This is a genomic window from Cupriavidus cauae (assembly GCF_008632125.1).
In the GTDB taxonomy this organism is placed as follows: domain Bacteria; phylum Pseudomonadota; class Gammaproteobacteria; order Burkholderiales; family Burkholderiaceae; genus Cupriavidus; species Cupriavidus cauae.
Genome location: NZ_VWRN01000035.1, coordinates 129,721 through 148,282, shown reverse-complemented (window position 1 = coordinate 148,282; position 18,562 = coordinate 129,721). Strand labels below are relative to the sequence as shown.

14 protein-coding genes are annotated in these 18,562 nt (G+C 69.4%); 5 read left to right on the top strand and 9 right to left on the bottom strand.

What is annotated here, in order from left to right:
* Positions 1–257 precede the first annotated feature (257 nt).
* Complete coding sequence (locus F1599_RS14215; RefSeq protein WP_150083475.1) at positions 258–2,207, top strand: sensor histidine kinase; 1,950 nt, start codon at positions 258–260, stop codon at positions 2,205–2,207.
* Positions 2,204–3,604 carry a sigma-54-dependent transcriptional regulator gene (locus F1599_RS14210; protein WP_150083474.1) on the top strand — a complete coding sequence of 467 codons (1,401 nt, stop codon included), beginning with the start codon at positions 2,204–2,206 and terminating at the stop codon, positions 3,602–3,604. The genes F1599_RS14215 and F1599_RS14210 overlap by 4 nt, the downstream gene beginning before the upstream one ends.
* A 199-nt stretch (positions 3,605–3,803) precedes the next feature.
* On the opposite strand, the gene F1599_RS14205 is transcribed toward F1599_RS14210, so the two are convergent.
* The 3 genes from F1599_RS14205 to F1599_RS14195 are packed head-to-tail and all read right to left on the bottom strand — an operon-like array spanning position 3,804 to position 6,740.
* Positions 3,804–4,787: a tripartite tricarboxylate transporter substrate binding protein gene (locus F1599_RS14205; RefSeq protein ID WP_150083473.1), complete on the bottom strand. Its 984-nt coding sequence runs from the start codon at positions 4,785–4,787 to the stop codon at positions 3,804–3,806.
* A 19-nt stretch (positions 4,788–4,806) separates the two neighbouring features.
* Positions 4,807–5,742, bottom strand: coding sequence for a phosphate/phosphite/phosphonate ABC transporter substrate-binding protein (locus F1599_RS14200; RefSeq protein WP_150083472.1), 936 nt, complete (start codon positions 5,740–5,742; stop codon positions 4,807–4,809).
* Positions 5,739–6,740, bottom strand: a complete 1,002-nt coding sequence (locus tag F1599_RS14195) for an ornithine cyclodeaminase family protein (protein ID WP_150083471.1) — start codon at positions 6,738–6,740, stop codon at positions 5,739–5,741. The genes F1599_RS14200 and F1599_RS14195 overlap by 4 nt, the downstream gene beginning before the upstream one ends.
* Positions 6,741–6,856: 116 nt before the next feature.
* Here F1599_RS14195 and F1599_RS14190 point away from each other — a divergent pair, with 116 nt between their 5' ends.
* Positions 6,857–7,744, top strand: a complete 888-nt coding sequence (locus F1599_RS14190) for a LysR family transcriptional regulator (RefSeq protein ID WP_150083470.1) — start codon at positions 6,857–6,859, stop codon at positions 7,742–7,744.
* A gap of 105 nt (positions 7,745–7,849) precedes the next feature.
* Here F1599_RS14190 and F1599_RS14185 read toward each other — a convergent pair whose 3' ends face one another.
* From F1599_RS14185 to F1599_RS14165, 5 genes are all read right to left on the bottom strand, one after another.
* On the bottom strand, positions 7,850–9,037 hold the full coding sequence (locus tag F1599_RS14185; RefSeq protein ID WP_150083469.1) for a c-type cytochrome: 1,188 nt from the start codon (positions 9,035–9,037) through the stop codon (positions 7,850–7,852).
* 136 nt (positions 9,038–9,173) lie between these two features.
* On the bottom strand, positions 9,174–10,040 hold the full coding sequence (locus F1599_RS14180; protein WP_223819640.1) for an ABC transporter ATP-binding protein: 867 nt from the start codon (positions 10,038–10,040) through the stop codon (positions 9,174–9,176).
* Positions 10,034–11,137, bottom strand: a complete 1,104-nt coding sequence (locus F1599_RS14175; RefSeq protein ID WP_150083468.1) for an ABC transporter permease — start codon at positions 11,135–11,137, stop codon at positions 10,034–10,036. The genes F1599_RS14180 and F1599_RS14175 overlap by 7 nt, the downstream gene beginning before the upstream one ends.
* A 3-nt stretch (positions 11,138–11,140) precedes the next feature.
* The gene (locus F1599_RS14170) at positions 11,141–12,169 is read right to left on the bottom strand and encodes an ABC transporter substrate-binding protein (RefSeq protein WP_150083467.1); all 1,029 of its coding nucleotides are present in this window, start codon (positions 12,167–12,169) and stop codon (positions 11,141–11,143) included.
* 94 nt (positions 12,170–12,263) lie between these two features.
* A complete protein-coding gene (locus F1599_RS14165; RefSeq protein ID WP_150083466.1) occupies positions 12,264–13,376 on the bottom strand; it encodes an LLM class flavin-dependent oxidoreductase in 1,113 nt (370 codons plus the stop codon).
* A 181-nt stretch (positions 13,377–13,557) separates the two neighbouring features.
* Between F1599_RS14165 and F1599_RS14160 the strand changes: the two genes are divergently transcribed.
* Complete coding sequence (locus tag F1599_RS14160; protein ID WP_150083465.1) at positions 13,558–14,763, top strand: acyl-CoA dehydrogenase family protein; 1,206 nt, start codon at positions 13,558–13,560, stop codon at positions 14,761–14,763.
* A 52-nt stretch (positions 14,764–14,815) separates the two neighbouring features.
* Here F1599_RS14160 and F1599_RS14155 read toward each other — a convergent pair whose 3' ends face one another.
* Entirely contained in the window at positions 14,816–17,725 is a 2,910-nt protein-coding gene (locus F1599_RS14155; RefSeq protein WP_150083464.1) for a bifunctional diguanylate cyclase/phosphodiesterase, read from the bottom strand.
* 339 nt (positions 17,726–18,064) lie between these two features.
* Between F1599_RS14155 and F1599_RS14150 the strand changes: the two genes are divergently transcribed.
* A complete protein-coding gene (locus tag F1599_RS14150) occupies positions 18,065–18,520 on the top strand; it encodes a nuclear transport factor 2 family protein (RefSeq protein ID WP_149318180.1) in 456 nt (151 codons plus the stop codon).
* Positions 18,521–18,562 lie beyond the last annotated feature (42 nt).

Here is an 18,562-nt window from a genome sequence, read left to right as displayed (position 1 = left end):
TCCTGGCCGAGCGGATGCGGCGCCGGACCAGCCGCTATCGCAATGCGTGTGCCAGCCGAATGTCTTTCACAATTCGTTGATCTTTAAGGGAAAAATTCGGACGCGCCGTGCGGCGCGCTGGCGTTTGAGTGGAAATCCACATAGAATTCGGGCCACTTGTATGGAAATCCACACAACTTTCGCCTCACACAACCGCGCTTGCGTGTCCGACGTGCCGGCTTGACCGCTTCGCTATCACCGCCCCCTTCACCCCGCCGATGGCCCGCCCGCCCGCCGCGACCCTGCCAACCGACCACGCGCCCGCGCGCCGGTCCTTCACGCCGCGCGCCGCGGCGGGCGTCGCGCTGGCCGCGCTGCTGATGCTGGCGCTGACGGTCGCGGTGCTGCGGATGGTCGAGCGCACGGCGCATCGCGAGGCCACCGCGGCGGTCACCCAGCGTGCGCTGACGGCCGCGCAGTTCAACGTCGCCACGCTGCGGCGGGATCTCGAAAAGCATCGCGCGCTGCCGTTCGTGCTGGCGCAGGACCCCGACGTGAAGACGGCGCTGGCGACGGCCGACCCGCAGCGCCTTGCCGCGCTGAACGGCAAGCTCGAGGCGCTGGCGGCCGGCACGGGCGCCTCGGTGATCTACGCGGTGGACCGCCGCGGCCTGACGGTCGCCTCGAGCAACTGGCGCGGCCCCGACAGCTTCGTCGGCGAGAACTACGCCTTCCGCCCCTACTACCAGGGCGCGATGGCCGGCGGCGCCGCCGAGCACTTCGCCCTGGGCACGATCAGCCGCCGCCCCGGCCTTTACCTGTCGCACCGGCTCGACGATGCCGGCGGACAGCCGCTGGGCGTGGTGGTCGTCAAGGTCGAGTTCCCCGGCCTCGAGGAAGACTGGGCGCACCTGGCCGAGCCGGTCTTCGTCACCAACAGCGATGGCGTGGTGCTGTTGACCAGCGAGCCCGGCTGGCGCTTCCGCTCGATGGTGCCGCTGGGCGAGGCGGCGGCCGAGCAGCTGCGGCGCAGCCTGCAGTTCGGCGATGGCACCTTCGCCCCGCTGCCGATCCGGCCGTTTTCCGCTGCGACCGGTGGCGCGCCGGCGCGCAAGCCGCCGGCCAGCGGCGAGGAGGTGCGTGCCGACGTGCCCGGTCATCCGGCAGGCGACAGCTATCTCCACGTTGCGCTGCCCGTACCGTCCACGCATTGGACCTTCCATCTGCTGGCGCCCAGCCGCGACGAGCGGACCGGCATCGCGGCGCGGATGCAGGCGCAGGCGCTGGTGGTGCTGCTGCTCGCCTATATCGCCATTGCCAGCGCGATCTACGTGCGGCGCCGGCTGCGGCGGCACAATGCGCAGCAGGCCGCGATCCGCGCCGAACTGACCGCGCGCGTGCAGGCGCGCACCGCCGAACTGCAGGCCGCCAACGACCAGTTGCGCGCGGAGATGGAGGAGCGCCGCCAGGCCGAACTGCGGCTGCATGCCGCGCAGGAAGAACTGGTGCAGGCCAACAAGCTGACGTTCCTCGGCCAGATCGCCGCCGGCGTCGCCCATGAGATCAATCAGCCGGTGGCGGCGATCCGCAGCTATGCCGACAACGCCGGCAGCTATCTGGAGCGCGGCGAGGCCGACGGCGCGCGCTCCAGCCTCGCGCGGATCGGCGCACTGACCGAGCGCATCGGCGCCATCACGGGCCAGCTGCGCGCGTTTGCCCGCAAGGGTTCGGGCGCGCGCGAGCCGACGCCAGTGGACGACGCGATCGAAGGCGCGCTGCTGTTGCTGGGGCCGCGCCTGCGCACGCAGCCCGTCGCCCTGGTGCGCTCCGGCGACAAGGGCCTGCGGGTGCAGGCGGAACGGTTGCGGCTCGAACAGGTGCTGGTCAATCTGCTGCAGAACGCGCTGGACGCCGTCGCCGGCCGCGACGATGCGCGGATCGACATCGCGACGCATGCGGACCATGCGGACGGTGCGAACGGTGGGGACGATGCGCGCGTGCGCATCGAGATCGCCGACAACGGCCCCGGCATCGCGCCCGAGATCGCCGAGCGGCTGTTCACGCCCTTCTCCACCTCGAAGCCGGAGGGCATGGGACTGGGGTTGGTGATCAGCCGCGACATCGTCGCCGAGTTCGGCGGCACGCTCGATACGCGCCCCCGCAGCGGCGGAAACGGCGGAAGCGGCAGCGGCGCGATCTTCACCATCACACTGAATTCAGCTCCATGATGCAAACCAGCGAAGCGCAAGCCAGTCAGGGTCCGGTACGCCGGGTCGCCCTGGTCGACGACGACCACGACGTTCGCGCCGCAGCAGCCGAAAGCCTGACCCTGGCCGGCTATCGGGTCGACGCGCACGCCAGCGCGCAGTCCTTTCTCGACAGCCTGCGCGACGGCTATCCCGAGGTGCTGGTCACCGATATGCGGATGCCGGGGCTCGACGGCCTGCAGCTGTTCGAGCGGGTGCTGGAGCGCGACGCCAGCCTGCCGGTGATCTTCATCACCGGCCATGGCGATATCGCGCAGGCGGTCGAGGCGATGCGCCGCGGCGCCTACGATTTTCTGGAGAAGCCCTACGCCACCCATCGCCTGCTGACCGCCGTCGGCCATGCCTGGGAACAGCGCCGTCTGGTGCTGGAAAACCGCCGGCTGCAGGACGCCGCGACGCAAGCGGAAAGCGCCTGGCCGCTGATCGGCGTGACGCCGGCGATGGAGCGGCTGCGCCAGACCATCCGTCATATCGCGGATGCCGATGTCGATGTGCTAGTGGTCGGCGAAACGGGCAGCGGCAAGGAAATGGCCGCGACCGCGCTGCATCGCTGGAGCCGGCGCAGCGCCGGCGAGCTGGTCGCGCTCAATTGCGCGGCGCTGCCCGAGAGCGTGATCGAGAGCGAGCTGTTCGGCCACGAGCCCGGCGCCTTCACCGGCGCGCAACGCAAGCGGATCGGCCGCATCGAACACGCCAACGGCGGCACGCTGTTTCTCGACGAGATCGAAGGCATGCCGCCGTCGGTGCAGCTGAAGCTGCTGCGCGTGCTGGAGACGCGCAGCGTCGCGCCGCTGGGCACCAACGAAATGCGGCCGGTCGATCTGCGCGTGATCGCGGCCAGCAAGGTCGATCTGGGCGACCCCGCGCAGCGCGGCGATTTCCGCGAGGATCTGTATTACCGCCTCAACGTCGTCACGCTGTACATGCCGCCGCTGCGCGAGCGGCGCGAAGACATTCCGCTGCTGTTCGAGGTCTTCACCGGCCAGGCCGCGCGCCGCTTCCAGCGCGAGGCGCCGCCGGTCACCGACGCGGTACGGCGCTACCTCAATACGCACGCCTGGCCCGGCAACGTACGCGAACTGCTGCATTTCGCCGAACGCTTCGTGCTGGGCGTGCATACGCTGCCGACGCCCCCCGCCGCGCAGGCCGCGACCTCAGGCGACACCAGCGCCGAAGGCACGCTGGCCGAACGGATGGACCGCTACGAGGCCCAACTGATCCGCGACACGCTCGCCGCGAACGGCGGCAATGTTCGCGCAACGCTGGAATCGCTGGGCATCGCGCGCAAGACCTTCTACGACAAGCTGCATCGGCATGGGATCGAGCGGCGGGAGTATCTGAGCGACAAGACGGAATAGCCATCAAAGGCATTGCGAACGCGAGCAGTCGGGAAGGAGCGCGGACTTTTGAACTACGTTGGAATCCGACCGCTGCCCTAATCTGTCCTCTCCCGGATGTACATGCCGGTGATGACTCCAGGTACGTCAGTGGCCCGCCTTGCGCCGGCCACTTCATTTTGTACGCCGGTCTGTCCCCGGGCGTTGCCTCACGGATTGCTCAATCCACCGTAATCCCCCGCTGCCGAATCACCCCGGCCCAGCGCGTCGTCTCCTTCTGGATCGTCTCGGCCAATTGCCGTGGCGTGCCGCCGCCGACGTCCATGCCGAGCGTCGCGAGCTTGCTCTTCAGGCCCGGATCGGCCAGCACTTCGCCAGCCTGGCGGCTCAGCTGCTCGACGACCTCGCGCGGCGTGCCGGCGGGCGCCATCAGCGCGTACCAGGACACCGCCTCGAACTGCGGAAAGCCCTGTTCGGCGATGGTCGGCACATCGGGCAGCACGGCCGAGCGCCTGGCGCTGGCCACGCCGAGCGCGCGCAGCCGGCCGGCCTGGATATACGGCAGCGCCGCCGACATCTGCGCGAACATCATCGTGACCTGGCCGCCGACGAGGTCGGTCATCGCCGGGCTGACGCCCTTGTAGGGCACGTGGATCAGCTTGACGTTGGCGTCGAGCTGCAGCAGTTCACCGGCCAGATGCGCCTGGCTGCCGGCCCCGGGCGAGGCGAACGTCAGCTTGCCGGGCTGCTGGCGGGCGAGCTTGAGCAGATCCCCGAGCGACCTGGCCTGGACGCCAGGGTGGACCACCAGCACGTTCTCGGCCGTCGCCAGCATCGTGACCGGCACCAGGTCGGCCGCCTTGTAGGGCAGGTTCGGCATCAGCGAAGGATTGACGGCGATATTGCCGACCGGCACCACGGCGAGCGTATAGCCGTCGGGTGCCGCCTTGGCGACCTGATCGACGCCGATCGTGCCCGCCGCGCCGGCCTTGTTCTCGACGACGACCGGCTGGCTCCAGCGTTTGGACAGGCCATCGCCCACCGCGCGGCCGAGCACGTCGGCCGGGCCGCCGGCGGCAAAGGGCACCACCAGCCGGACCGGCTTGGCGGGATAGGCTTGCCCGCCGCCGCCCTGCGCCGATGCGCCAGGCGGCACGCTTGCCGCAAGCAGCGCGCCCAGTATCGTGGAAAGCAAACGCATCATCGTGAATCTCCCGAGTGAATCAGGCCAATGGATCGGAGGGGTGCGGCAAGGGCTTCGACAAAGGTTCTGACAGTGGCTCCGACAGCGGCTGCGACGACGGTCGCGACGATGGCTCCGACAGCGGCGACGAAAGCCCCTGCGCCACGGGCGTCGCCGCGGTCAGCGCGACGCCCGCGTGGTCAGCCTCGCGCGCCCACCGGACCAGGCGCCGGTAATCGCCCGGCTCCACCGCGGCAAAGCGCGCCAGCCGCAGCGTGGCGAGCGCTTCGGCACAGTCCGGATCGCGATGCGCGTCCAGCAATGCCCCGCGCAGCCGCGCGGCAATCTCCTCGTCGATGCCGGGCGAGGCGACCAGCGGCGGAATCGGCGAGGACTGCGTCACCGCCAGCGTGCGCAAGGCGGCGATCCGCCCGGGCACATGCAGACGCAGCAGGTCCAGCACATAACTGTCGACCACGCCAACCTCCGCCCTGCCTGCAATGACGGCATCGATCACGTCCTGCGGGGTCGGCGTGGCCGCTTCGGTCGGCAGATACAACGCCCCGTCGACCAGCCCGAACTCCATCAGATAGCGGCGCGGCGCGTTATAGCCGGAATTGGATTCCGGCAACATGCACGCAAGGCGCTTGCCGAAGGTCTGCGCCAGCGAGGCGCGCGGCGAATCGGCACGCACGATGAACTCGCTGAAGTAGCGCGGCAGGCCGCCATAGCGCGGCAGGTCGGGCACCGGCGCCGCCAGCAACCGGTAGCGCACCGGCGCCGTCGCAAACGGATAGCCGCACATCAGCACGCAGGCGCAATCGTCGCGCTCCCACAGCGCGCGGATCGGCGCGGGCGCATCGTGCTCGACATAGGCCAACTCCACGCCGGCGCGCTGTGCCACGCGCATCAGCAGCGTCCGCCAGGCCGCGCCGGCCTGCGGCGACACCGAGTACATCCGTGCATTGGCGATCATGCGTAGACCAGCCTTTGCCCGATGCCCATGCGCTGCGCCTTCTGCATGATCGCGTGGCCGAGCGCGATATCGCTGAGCGACAGGCCGCGATGCCAGAACAGATTGGTCTCGTCGTCGCTCTGCCGCCCGGGCTTGCGGCCGGCAACGATCTCGCCGAGCTCGGCGTACAGCGTCTGCTCCGACAGCTTGCCGGCCTCGACATGGGCGCGCAGCGAGCCGAACATGCCTCCCTTGCACTGGCTCCAGTCGTCGACCACCAGCTTGTCCATGATGTCGGTCAGCGACAGCTCGACCGCGCTCATCGTGCCGTAGGGCACGACGAAGGCGCCGCGCGAGATCCATTCGGTCTTCAGCAGCGGCGTCGGCCGTTCCAGCCGCGAGGCTTCGACGACGATATCGGCGCCGCGCACGCACGACTCCCAGTCCTCGGTCACGACGATCGGCTTGCCCAGGTCGCGCTCCAGCCTGGCGGCGAACGCGTTGCGGCTTTCGGGGCGGCGCGAGTGCACGCGGATCTCGTCGAAGTCGAACAGGCTGTCGAGCAGCCGGATATTCCAGTACGAGGTCCCGCGCGCGCCGATATGGCCGAGCACCTTGCTGTTGCGCCGCGCCAGATGACGCGCGCCCAGCGCGGTCAGCGCCCCCGTGCGGGCATCGGTGATGAAAGTCGCGTCGATCACGGCGACCGGCATGCCGGTGCGCGGGTCGAACAGGTTCAGCAGCGCCATTTCCGACGGCAGGCCCTGCTTGTAGTTGTCGACGAAGTCGCCGACGATCTTGACCCCCGCCAGCCCGAGCGGCGCGACATAACCGCGCAGCACATTGAAGTGCCCGTTGAAGGCGGGGTCCGGGATCAGATGCATGCGCGGCTCGATCACGGTCTGCCCATTGCCCTGCGCCACCAGCCCCTGCTCGACCGCGGCAAGGATCTCCGCGTCGGTCATCGCCAGCTGCGCGATGTCCTTGCCGTTGAGGTAGGTCAGATGGATGTCGCTCATACCGTCTCCTGATGTCGTGGATCGTCGAATCGTGGATTCGTCGAAATCAGTGTAGGGAGCGCGGCCATGACTGTCATATGCTTATATATCGGTAATGCTTAACATCGTGTTATGTCATGAAAATCAATCTGCGCCAGATCGAAGTCTTTCGCGCGGTGATGCTGACGGGCTCCATCAGCGCCGCCGCCAAGCTGCTGTACGTCTCGCAGCCGGCAATCAGCCGCCTGCTGTCGCATACCGAGCAGCGCCTGGGCTTCGCGCTGTTTCGCCGCACCAAGGGAAGGCTGTATCCGACGCCGGAAGCGCGCCGCATGCTGGCCGAGGTCAACTCGGTCTACGAGGGCATCGAGCGCGTCAACGAGATCGCCGAGGACCTGGCGGCGAACCGCACCGGCAGCCTGCGTGTGTCGTGCAGCCCCAATCTGGGGCAGACGGTGCTGCCGCGCGCGATCGCGCGCTTCCGCCTGGCGCATCCCGAAGTGCGGATCGTCGTGCGCACGCAGATTCCGGCCAATATGCTGCGCGCGCTGCTGTCGGGGCAGGTCGAGCTGGGCGTGTCGACCATGCCGCTGACGCACCCGAATCTGGAGGCGCGCGTGCTGGCGCGCAATCCGCTGGTCGCGCTGGTGCCCGAGGGCCATCGGCTTGCCGGGCGCAGTGCCGTGCGGCCGGCCGAACTGGCCGGCGAGGCGCTGATCGGCTACGGCGACGACGTGCCGTTCGGCCTGCTGATCCGCGAGATGTTCGGCGGCGAGGCGGACCAGCCCGATTTCAGCGTGCAGGTGGAACAGGCCCACGTCGCCCGTGCGTTGGCGCAGGCCGGCGCCGGCATCGCGCTGGTCGATGCGATGACCGTGTTCGGCCAGAGCTGGCCCGACATCGTCGCGGTGCCGGTCAAGACCCGCGTCATGGCATCGGCGCAGATCTTCCATGTCGAGACCGAGCCGCTGTCGCGGCTGGCGCTGGACTTCGTCGATACGCTGGTGGCGATGATGAAGCGGTAAGGCGCAATGCTGCACGCCACCGCACAGCGCCGCGCACTGCCGCTCACCGCCGCCCCCCCCCCGCTCACCGCGGCTCACGGCCGCGCTCCGCTTGCCGGCCTTCCGCTAATGCACGATCCCGCCCTTGACGAAGCGCACCGGCTCGGCGTCCATCCGCAACAGCAGCGCAGTCAGCCCATCGGGTGCAGGCTTGCCGCCCGATGCTGACTTCGCCGGCTGGCCCGACTCGCACAGCAGATCGGCATCGGACCAGCCCTTCTGCTGCGGCGTGCCGCGTGCACGCAGCCAGCCGTTGCGATCGGCCAGCAGCTCGGTGCCGGCAAGGCGTTCCGGCGCGACGCCGCCAAGCCGCGCGACGATATCCCAGGCCTGCGGCGACACCGCCGTGCACTCGCTGCGAAACTGCGGCACGGCGGCGGGCGGCCTGCCGTCGGGCGTCACCAGCAGCGTGAGAAAGCGTGGATCCTCGAGCGGAATGCGATCGGGCGAGCCGTCGAAGGCGACCAGCCGCAGCCGCTGGCCGTCGCGCCACCGCGCCAGCCGGCGCGGCGCATCGGCGCCGCAGCGTATCGCCATATCGGGAACCGGTACCGCCATCGGCCAGCTGCCGGCCGACTTCGCACCCTCGCCCGCCGCGAGCGCCTTGGCGTAGTCGAGCACGGCCCAGATTTCGTCATCGCGCAATACGCCGGCAAACGCCGGCATCACGAGGCGGCCATCGTCATCGCGCATGCCATCGGCGATATGCCAGAACAGCTCGCCATCGGCACGGCGTCCGAGCAAGGGGCCGACCAGCGTTGGCGGCCAACGCGGCAGCGTCGCCGCCATCGGCCCTTCGCCGCGGCCGTCGTCGCCGTGGCAGGCCGCGCAATGCTGCCCATAGATTCGCGCGCCGACGGCAATCGCTTCCACAGAAAATCCGGTCGGACTCGCATGAAAGCTGGTCGGCGCCGCCGGCACGAACAGCAGCGCCGGCGCAGGCCAGGGTGCAAACAGCAGGCTCGCGGCCGCGATCGTCAGCAACAGCACGCGCCGGCGCCGCCATGGCAGCGCAAGCACAATCGCCACCAGCGACAGCGCGACGGCGATCCCTGTCCACGCCAGTTGCCTTGCCACGCCGAGATCGATCAGCAGCGTTTCGCCGGCGATGCGATGGCTCCAGGGCCAGGCCGGCTGTCCGTGCGCGTCGCCGGTCAGCCCCAGCCAGTGCCATAGCCGCAGCAGGCCGAACTGCGCCTGCTCGACGATGGCCAACAGCGTATCGAGCCAGGGCGGCAATACCACGCCGTTCATCGGACCGTTCGCGCCGCGGCGTCACCGAAGGCTCCCCCCGACGCTGCGTTCAACGCTTGCGCCAACGCCTCCTTCAACGCACCCTCCAACGCCCCCTCCAACGCCCCCTCCAACGCCTCCCGCAACGCTTCCTCCATCACCAGCTCGCGTCCAGTCCCAGATGCCGCAGCGCCTCGTGCCGCATCTCGGTCAGCCGCGGATCGCCGCGATGGCGCGGATACGGCAGATCGACCTCGATCTCCGCGCGGATGCGCGCCGGCCGATCGCTGAACACGATCACGCGCTGCGCCAGGAACAGCGCCTCCTCGACATCGTGCGTGACCAGCAGGGCCGAGAACCCGGCGCGTTGCCACAGCGCGACCAGCTCGCTCTGCATCGCCAGCCGCGTCAGCGAATCGAGCTTGCCGAGCGGCTCGTCCAGGACCAGCAGGCGCGGATCGTTGACCAGCGCACGTGCCAGCGCCACGCGCTGCGCCATGCCGCCCGACAGCTGATGCGGAAAGGCGCGCGCGAAGTCCTTCAGGCCCACGCGTTCGAGCGCCGCGTCGACGCGATGATGTTCGCGGCCGAGCAGGCCGCGCGCCTGCAGGCCCAAGGCCACGTTGTCCCAGACGCGCCGCCACGGAAACAGCGTCGGGTCCTGGAACACGACGATGCGCGCCGGGTCCGGCTCGGCGATCGTCGCGCCGTCCTGCAGGATTCGACCCTCCACCGGCGCATCGAGGCCCGCAACCAGTCGCAGCAAGGTCGACTTGCCGCAGCCGCTGGGCCCCAGCAGCGCAACGAATTCCCCCGGCTCTACCTTCAGATCGACCCGGTCGAGCACCTGCAGCCGTGTCTCGCCGTCCCCGAACCAGTGGCTGACCTGTCGTACCTCGATGCGCGCGCCGGCTCCCTCGCGCTCAATGACCCCACCCGTCCCGTCGTTCTTTTGTGGATGCAACCCAGCCGGTCCCTGCACCGCGGTCGCCTTTGCCTTGTCCGCAATCGCCGCGCTCACCATTTGACGGTCCCCTTCTGCCACGACAGTGCCCGGTCGCGCAGCGCGAACAGCAGCGTGATCACCCCGGAAAACAGCAGCGCCATCACGATCAGCGCCGCGTACATGTTGACGTAGGAGGCCCAGCCCTGCGCCCAGGTCAGGTACCAGCCGAGCCCCGACTTGACGCCCATCATCTCGGCGGTGACCAGCACCGAGAACGACGCGCCCAGCCCCATGAACAGGCCGACGAACACCTGCGGCAAGGCCGCCGGAATCGCCACGCGCAGCACCAGGAACCAGCCCGACGCCCCCATCGTGCGCGCCACGTCGTAGTAGCGCTTGTCGACGCTGGCAACGCCCGACCACGTCAGCACCGCCACCGGAAAAGCCGTGGCCAGCGCGATCAGGAACACCGCGGCCGAATAGCTGGACGGGAAGAAGTAGAAGGTCAGCGGCAGCAGGGCCGTCGACGGCAAGGGGCCGAGCACGCGCAGCACCGGATGCACCCAATAGCCGATCCGCCGCGACCAGCCGATCGAGACGCCGATCAGGAAACCGACCACCGCGCCGTGCGCGACACCGAAGCCGAGCAGCTTCAGCGTGTTCAGCGCGCTGTCGCCGAGCCGGCGCCAGTCGTCGAGATAGACCTCGATCAGCGCCTGCGGCGGCGCGAAGAACGGCGTCGGCAAGGTTCCGGTCTTGGCGGTCAGGAACTCCCAGCCGGCCAGCACCAGCGGCAGCGCGACCAGCCAGGGTCCGGCGCCGCGCAGCGCCGTCCAGCCGCGGCGCCCGGCCCACACGCGCGCACCGATCGCCGCGGACAGCGCCAGCGCCGCCGCCACGGCCAGCGCCGCGACGCCGAGCTCGGCGGTATAGGCCCAGTCGCTGAAGCCGGCCACGCGGTTGGGCCAGCGCCAGGTCAGCAGGCCGAAGCCCGCCCATGCCAGCGCGGCAACGTAACCGACGGGCCATTGTGCCGGCGCGGCCGCGCTCGCAGCTGCGCCGGCAGCCGTGATCGAAGCCACCGAGGGCGAGGCGGAGGCCGAAGCGCGTCCGGCCCGGCGCGCCGCCCGGCCGGCATCGCGCGCGCCCTCGAACGCAGGTTGATGCGTACTCATGATTTATCCCAGGACATTGGCATAGACATGCTGCGCCAGGCGTTGCGGATCGGTGGTCTTCTTGATCACGCCGATCCGGCGGAAATCGTCGGCATAGAACGCGATCTCGTCGCGCAGGTCGATGCCGGTCGGATGATGGGTATAGGTCAGCGTCGCGTAGAGCTTGCGCAGATCGTCCAGCGAGATCTTCGGCGAGTACTTGGCGAACACCCTGGCGGCCTCGTTCGGGTTCTCGTGCACGAAGTCGGTGGCCTGCACGATCGCGCGCGCCAGTGCCGACGCGGCCGGACGGTCGTTGCGCACCAGTTCGCCGCGCGCGCCGACCACGCAGCAGACCTTGCGCGCATACTCGCCGCTCAGATTGGTCGCCAGTTCGACGTAGGCGCCGTTGGTGCGCTTCTCCAGCAGATAGAGATTCGGATCGCCGTCGGCAATCGCCTGGATCTCGCCCTTGTCGACCGCCACGCCGAGCAGGTCAGCCGGATACTGGCGCCAGGTCACGTCCTTGTCCGGGTCGATGCCGTTCTTGGCCAGCAGGATCGTGAAGAAGTGCTTGCCCGGCGCGGCCAGGTCGCTGACGCCGACGGTCTTGCCCTTCAGCGCCTGCAGACTGGTGACGCCGGCCGCCTTCGCGCCGACCAGCCGCACGCAGCCGCCGTGCGAGCTGCCGATGATCTTGACGTCGAAGCCCGCCTCCAGCGGCTTGAGCCAGCGGTGGATCATGCCGACGGCCGCGTCGGCCTTGCCGGTGGCGATCGATTCGAGCAGCTGGTCGGTGGAGCCGCTGTAGTTGATCAGATCGACCTGCAGGCCGTTCTTCTCGAAGAAGCCCTTTTCCTGTGCGACCACGATCGGCGTCAGGCAGAACGAGTTCTGATTCCACGCAAAGGTCAGCTTGCGCGGCGCGGACCAGGCGCGCCGGCCGAGCATCAGCGCCGGCGCGGCGAGGGCCGCGGCGCCGGCCAGGCGCAGCACGTCGCGCCGCCGTCCGGCGGCGGGCTTGGCATCGGCGGGGGATTCGAGTTGGCTCATGGTGATACGGCTCCCGTGGTTCCAGGTGTTCCTGATTTCGTCTTGGTTTGGTCTTGGTATGTGTTGTCGCGCATTGCGGGCGCGGCAATCGGGCTCATGCCGCCTGCCGTTGCCCCTGCCCTTGTTCAAGCGCCCGCTGCGCGTCGCGTTCGGCCACCAGCGCGCGCAGCCGCGGAATCAGCTCGCGGCCGTAGTCGATCGCATCGTCGAGCGGATCGAAGCCGCGGATCAGGAAGGTGGTGACGCCGAGGTCGTAGTAGTCGAGCAGCGCGTGCGCGACCTGTTCGGGCGTGCCGACCAGTCCGGTCGAATTGGAGCGGCCGCCGGTCTCGCGCGCGATCGCGGTCCACAGCCGGGTATCGACGCGATCGCCCTGCTCCGCGGCGGCCAGCAGGCGGCGTGCGCCCTCGCTCTGCTGCGGCCCGCCGCGGCTGTAGCCCTGCTGCACGCGCAGCGCGCGGGTGCGTTCGAGAATGCGGTCGGCACGCTCCCAGGCCTTCTGCTCGGTGTCCGCCAGCACCGGGCGGAACGACACCGAGAAGCGGATCTGGCGGCCGTGCTTCGCCGCCTCGGCACGAACCCCCGTGGTCAGCTCGCGCACCTGCTCCAGCGATTCGCCCCACAGCGCATAGACGTCGGCGTGCTTGCCGGCGACTTCGATCGCCGGCGCCGAAGCCCCGCCGAAGTAGATCGGCACATGCGGCCGCTGTGCGGGCTTGACCTCGGAGAAGCCGCGCTGGAAGCGGTAATAGCGGCCCTCGTGATCGAAGGGCGCGTCTTCGGTCCAGATGCGGCGCAGGATGCCGAGATATTCGTCGGTGCGCGCATAGCGCTCGTCGTGATCGAGATAGTCGCCATCGCGCTTCTGCTCGTCGTCCGAGCCGCCGGAGATCACATGCACGCCGAGCCGGCCGCCGCTGAACTGGTCCAGCGTCGCGATCTGCCGCGCGGCCAGCGTCGGCGCGGTAAAGCCGGGGCGATGCGCCAGCATGAAGTGAATGCGCTCGGTCACCGCGGCCGCATACGAGATCGTCAGCGTGGCCGACGGCCCGGTGGAATGATGCGGCACCAGGATGCGGTCGAAGCCGGCCTGCTCATGCGCCTGCGCGAAAGCCCGCACATAGTCGCGATCGACGGCGGGCCCACTGGGTGGATGGATCTCGGATTGCTTCTGGCTCTGGATCATGCCGATGATGTCGACGCTCATGGGTTCTCCTGTGTCGCCCGCTGCAGCCACGGCGGCGGAATCTGGCGACAAACGTAAGGCAAACCCGCGCGCGGCCGAACGAATAAAAACGAGACTCCATATTCGATTTGCATCGTTCATCGAAGCGGCATCGCGGCGTTACGCTAGGCGCCGATCCGAATCCGCACAGGGAACCACCGCCATGCCTTCCTCCGCCTTGCGCCGGCTGCCGAGCAGCGAGCCGCGCCTCGATGAAACGCTGGATGTCTTGCGTGCCACCTTCTCCGCCAACGCCGCGCGGCACGATGCCGACGGCAGCTTCGCGCACGACAACTTCGCACTGCTGCATCGCCATGGCCTGATCGCGCAGGTCGTGCCGCAACCCCATGGTGGCGGCGGCGCGAACCTGGCGCAGGCGCGCCGCATCGTTGGGGCAGTGGCGGCGGGAGATGCCGCCACTGCGCTGGTGCTGACGATGACCTATCTGCAGCACCGCGCGATCGCGCGCGACGACCGGCATTGGCCTTCGGCGGTCGCGCAACAGGTGTTCGACAGCGCCGTGTCCGAGGGCGCGCTGATCAACGCGCTGCGCGTCGAGCCCGAACTGGGCTCGCCTTCGCGAGGCGGACTGCCGGGCACGGTGGCGACGCGCACCGCCGACGGCTGGCGGCTGCACGGGCGCAAGCTCTATTGCACCGGCATCCCGGCCCTGCGCTGGCTGGCGGTCTGGGCGCGCACCGACGAGCCGCAGCCGCGCGTCGGCGTGTTCCTGGTGCCGGGTCCGGCCGATCCGGCACGCGGCATTCGCGTGATCGAGAACTGGAACCACCTGGGGCTGCGCGCGTCGGGCAGCCACGAGACGGTGCTGGACGATGTGTGGATTCCGCCGGAATATGCGGTCGACATCCGGCCGCCCGAGCAATGGGCGCCGGCGGCCGCCAGCCAGGCCGATACCGACGGCAATGCCGATCAGCAGGCCTGGATGGTGGTGCTGCTCGGTAGTCTCTACGATGCAGTGGCGCGCGCAGGCTTCGACTGGATTCGCGACTTCGTGCGCAACCGTGCGCCGGCAAGCCTGGGCGCGCCGTTGGCAACCCTGCCTCGCGTGCAGCAGATCATCGGAGAAATCGCCGCGCTGCTGCAGGCAAACCGGGCGCTGCTCGACGACGCGACCGCGCGCGTCGATGCCGGCCGGCCGCCGTCATTCGGCGACAGCGGGCTTTTGAAATTCACAGTGACCGGCAACGCCATCCGCGCGGTCGAACTGGCGCTGCAACTGGCCGGCAATCATGGACTGAGCCGCAACAACCCGCTGGAGCGCCACTATCGCGACGTGCTCTGCAGCCGCGTCCATACGCCGCAGGACGACGCGATCCTGATTGCAGCGGGCAGGCACGCGCTGGCATGAGGCCGACGGTCGTAAAGGCACGCTCGTAAAGTCATGCGCATAGAAGTCACGCTCATGAAGCGGGGCGCCCGGCGATATGCTCGCTGGCGCCGCGCTCCAGCAGGCGAGCGGCCTGCTCCGCCGGCACCGGCGGACTGAACAGGTAGCCCTGCCCCTCGTCGTAGCCCTCCTCGCGCACCGCGGCGAGCTGGCTCGCGGTCTCGATGCCCTCGGCGGTGGTGACAAGCTTGAACGCCGCGCCGAGGCTCGCCACCGCGTGCAGGATCGCGCGCCCCTCGTTGCCGCCGTGAAGATCGGTGACGAAGGAGCGATCGAGCTTGATCTTGTCGAAGGCAAAACTGCGCAGATAGCCCAGCGACGAATAGCCGGTGCCGAAGTCGTCCATCGCAATGCGCACGCCGATCTGGCGCAGCGCCTGCAGCGTCGACAGGTTCGACTGGCTCTCCTGCAGCAGCACCGATTCGGTGATCTCCAGTTGCAGCCGTTGGGGCGATATCCCTGCGTCGCGCAGCGCCTGCCGCACCGTATCGACCAGCGCCGGATCGCGGAACTGCAGCGGCGACAGGTTGACGGCCATCGACACCGACGCCGGCCACGCCGCGGCCTGCCGGCACGCCTCGCGCAACACCCAGGCGCCGAGCGGCACGATCAGGCCGGTTTCTTCGGCCATCGGCACGAACTCGGCCGGCGAAATCATGCCGCGGTCGGGATGCTGCCAGCGCAGCAGCGCCTCGAAGCAGCGGATCTGTCCCGAACGGAGGTCGTACACCGGCTGGTAATGCAGCAGGAACTGTCCGTCGGCCAGCGCCTGGTGCAGATGGCGCTTGATCGCCACGCGGGCGCGCAGTTGCGCGTCCATGTCGGCGTGGAAGGCCAGCACGCTGGACGCGCCCTCGCGCTTGGCGTGGTCGAGCGCGATATCGGCGGCGCGCAGCAGGTCGTCGGGCCGGTCGCCGTGTTCCGGCGCGAGCGCAATGCCGACGCTCGCGCCGATGGTGACGGTATGCCCTTCGATCGTGAACGGCTCGGACAGGCATCCCTGGATGCGGCGCGCCAGCGCGGCCGCCTGCTCGCCATCGGCCACGGGCGTCTGTACCACCACGAATTCGTCGCTGCCCAGCCGCGCGACGGTATCGGCCTCGGTCAGGCAACTGCGCAGCCGGTCGGCAACCTGGCGCAGCACGGCGTCGCCGACCGCATGGCCGAAGGTATCGTTGACGGCCTTGAAGCCGCTCAGGTCGAGGCAATGCAGGGCGGCGCGGCTGCGCTCGCGCAGCAGCAGGTCCAGATGCTCGCGCAAGGCGACGCGATTCGGCGTGCCGGTCAGCGCATCGTGCCGGCTCAGATAGGCCAGGTGCTGTTGCGCGGCCAGGCGCTCCTGTTCGGCGCGGCGCCGTTCGGTGATGTTGCGGAAGAAGATCGACAGGCCCTCGGGCGTCGGATAGGCGTGCACCTCGAGCCAGATCGCCAGCGGCGGCAGGTATTCCTCGAAGGCCACCGGCACCTGCTCGTCCAGGGCGCGCCGGTAGTGCCGCGCGAACACGCCGTCCGCTTCCTCGGGAAACATGTCCCACAGGCTGCGGCCGATGGCGGGAGCGCGCTCCTGCAAGGCGCGCGCGGCGTTGCCGTTGAAGTAGGTCAGGCGCCAGTCGCGATCGATCACGATCACGCTGTCCATGGTGCTCTCCAGCACCGCGGACAGCCGCTGGGCCAGCTGCTGCGCCTCGCGTTGCGCGCGGTCGGCGGCCTCGCGGGCCTCGCGCGCCTCGGTGGCGTCCAGCGAGATCGCCAGCAGGCGGGCCGGCCGGCCCTGCTCGCCGGGAATCGACGCCGTCACCGTGTCGAGCCACTGGACGGCGCCGCTGCGGGTATGGCGGCGGATCGTGAAGCGGCCGATGCCGCCCGCGCGCGCCGCGTCCAGCGCCTTGCCCGCATTCGTACGGCAGCCTTGCGGAATCAGGTCGATCCAGCGCTCGCCGAGCACCGGTTCGTCGTCTTCGATCTCGAGCAGGCGGTAGGTGGTCGCGTTGGCGTACAGCACGCGTCCGTCCAGATCGAGCACGCGGATGCAGTTCGGACTGTTTTCCAGGATGCTGCGGCTGAATCGTTCGCTCTCGCGCAGCGCCGCCTCGGCGCGCATGCGATCGTCGATGTCCTCCAGCGTGCCGTACCAGCGCAGCACGCGGCCCTCGCCGTCGCGACGGGCGGCGGCGCGCGAGCGGAACCAGCGGTATTCGCCGCCGCGCATGCGCAGCCGGAAGGCCTTGTCGAACGGCGCCCCGCTGTCGACGCTGGCCTGCCAGCGCCGCAGCGTTTCGTCGAGATCGTCGGGGTGGACCTGGCCGGTCCAGCCGGTCCCCATGCCCTGCTCCACCGCCATGCCGGTCAGTTCCTCCCAGCGCGGCCCGGCTTCGGACACCAGGCCTTGCGCGTCGGCGGTCCACTGCACCTGTGGATTGAGTTCGACCGAATGACGGTAGTGCTCTTCGCTCTCGCGCAGCGCGCTCTCGGCCCGGCGGATGTCGGTGATATCGATGATCGAGGCGATCACGACGGGCATCGGGGCCCCGCCCTGTCCGGCCAGCATGACGCGGCGCTTGCGGGTGGCCAGCACGCGCTTGCTGCCGTCGGCGGCGGTCAGGGTCTCCTCGACCTCGCGCTCCTCGCCGGTGTCGAACACCTCGTCGTCGACCGCCCAATAGCCGTCGGCCTGTTCCTTGGGCAGGAAGTCGTGATCGGTCCGGCCGAGCAGGGTCGCGCGGCTGTGGCCCATCAGCTCGCACATCTGGTCGTTCAACAGCAGCCAGCGATGCGCGCGGTCCTTGACCAGTACCGGATGGGGCAGCGCGTTGAGCAGCCCCTCGAGGGCGGCCGCGCCGCGGTCACCGCGAAACAGCGCGAAGGGTTGCCGGCCATCGTCCGATGGCGCTTCTTGTCGGCCTGGCGCGGCGCGAGGGGTCATGGGCGTGGTGATGGTTGCATGGCGGACGGAAGGCGCGTCGTGGGGGCCGACTGGGCCGGTACCGGGCCATTGGGCGGCACTGTAGCGCACCTCCGATGCCCCTCGCTATCCAGCGCTGTCCGACACTCGATGAGCGGCCATCCGGGCAGGAAGACCCCGGCGATAGCGCTTCGCCGCTGCCTGAGGTCGAAGTGGACTCTCGCTATGCAACTGATTGCATAGCACCCTGCGCACTGCTATTCTTATTGCAACTGGTTGCATAGCGCGAACACGCCGGGCATACGGATCCGGGCTCGCCGCCGCGCCAACCGGTGTCCCCCACCCGAAGAGGAGAGCCTGATGGAAGTCGACGACCAGCCCCTGTCCGACGCCGCCCGCCGCACGCTGGCGACCTGGCATCGGTTGCTGGAACGCAATGCGATGGAGGAACTGGACCCGCTGCTGTCGGACCGGATCGTGTTCCGCTCCCCGGTCGCGCATACCCCCTACCCGGGACGCGACGCGATCAAGCTGGTGCTGAAGACCGTCAATACGGTGTTCCAGAACTTCCGCTATCACCGCACCTTCGCCAGCACCGACGGCAGCAGCGTCGTGCTGGAATTCAGCGCCGAGGTCGACGGGAAGGCGCTCAAGGGCATCGACATGCTGCGCTTCGACGAGGAAGGCCGGATCGTCGAGTTCGAGGTGATGGTGCGCCCGATGAGCGGGTTGCAGGCGCTCGGCGCGGCGATGGGCGAGCGGCTCGGCGCCGCGAGGGAAACGCTGACGGGCAAGGCGCCGCGCGCGAAACCGTGACAGGGAAGGCGCCGCGGCATTGAGCCGGCGGCGCCGTGGGAT

What these genes read in the sequence shown, in the direction of transcription:
- F1599_RS14170 (WP_150083467.1), bottom strand. Translation starts at nt 12,169, where the DNA reads ATGAGCCAACTCGAATCCCCCGCCGATGCCAAGCCCGCCGCCGGACGG.
- F1599_RS14200 (WP_150083472.1), bottom strand. Translation starts at nt 5,742, where the DNA reads ATGATCGCCAATGCACGGATGTACTCGGTGTCGCCGCAGGCCGGCGCG.
- F1599_RS14165 (WP_150083466.1), bottom strand. Translation starts at nt 13,376, where the DNA reads ATGAGCGTCGACATCATCGGCATGATCCAGAGCCAGAAGCAATCCGAG.
- F1599_RS14185 (WP_150083469.1), bottom strand. Translation starts at nt 9,037, where the DNA reads ATGAACGGCGTGGTATTGCCGCCCTGGCTCGATACGCTGTTGGCCATC.
- F1599_RS14195 (WP_150083471.1), bottom strand. Translation starts at nt 6,740, where the DNA reads ATGAGCGACATCCATCTGACCTACCTCAACGGCAAGGACATCGCGCAG.
- F1599_RS14215 (WP_150083475.1), top strand. Translation starts at nt 258, where the DNA reads ATGGCCCGCCCGCCCGCCGCGACCCTGCCAACCGACCACGCGCCCGCG.
- F1599_RS14205 (WP_150083473.1), bottom strand. Translation starts at nt 4,787, where the DNA reads ATGATGCGTTTGCTTTCCACGATACTGGGCGCGCTGCTTGCGGCAAGC.
- F1599_RS14180 (WP_223819640.1), bottom strand. Translation starts at nt 10,040, where the DNA reads ATGGTGAGCGCGGCGATTGCGGACAAGGCAAAGGCGACCGCGGTGCAG.
- F1599_RS14160 (WP_150083465.1), top strand. Translation starts at nt 13,558, where the DNA reads ATGCCTTCCTCCGCCTTGCGCCGGCTGCCGAGCAGCGAGCCGCGCCTC.
- F1599_RS14150 (WP_149318180.1), top strand. Translation starts at nt 18,065, where the DNA reads ATGGAAGTCGACGACCAGCCCCTGTCCGACGCCGCCCGCCGCACGCTG.
- F1599_RS14175 (WP_150083468.1), bottom strand. Translation starts at nt 11,137, where the DNA reads ATGAGTACGCATCAACCTGCGTTCGAGGGCGCGCGCGATGCCGGCCGG.
- F1599_RS14190 (WP_150083470.1), top strand. Translation starts at nt 6,857, where the DNA reads ATGAAAATCAATCTGCGCCAGATCGAAGTCTTTCGCGCGGTGATGCTG.
- F1599_RS14210 (WP_150083474.1), top strand. Translation starts at nt 2,204, where the DNA reads ATGATGCAAACCAGCGAAGCGCAAGCCAGTCAGGGTCCGGTACGCCGG.
- F1599_RS14155 (WP_150083464.1), bottom strand. Translation starts at nt 17,725, where the DNA reads ATGACCCCTCGCGCCGCGCCAGGCCGACAAGAAGCGCCATCGGACGAT.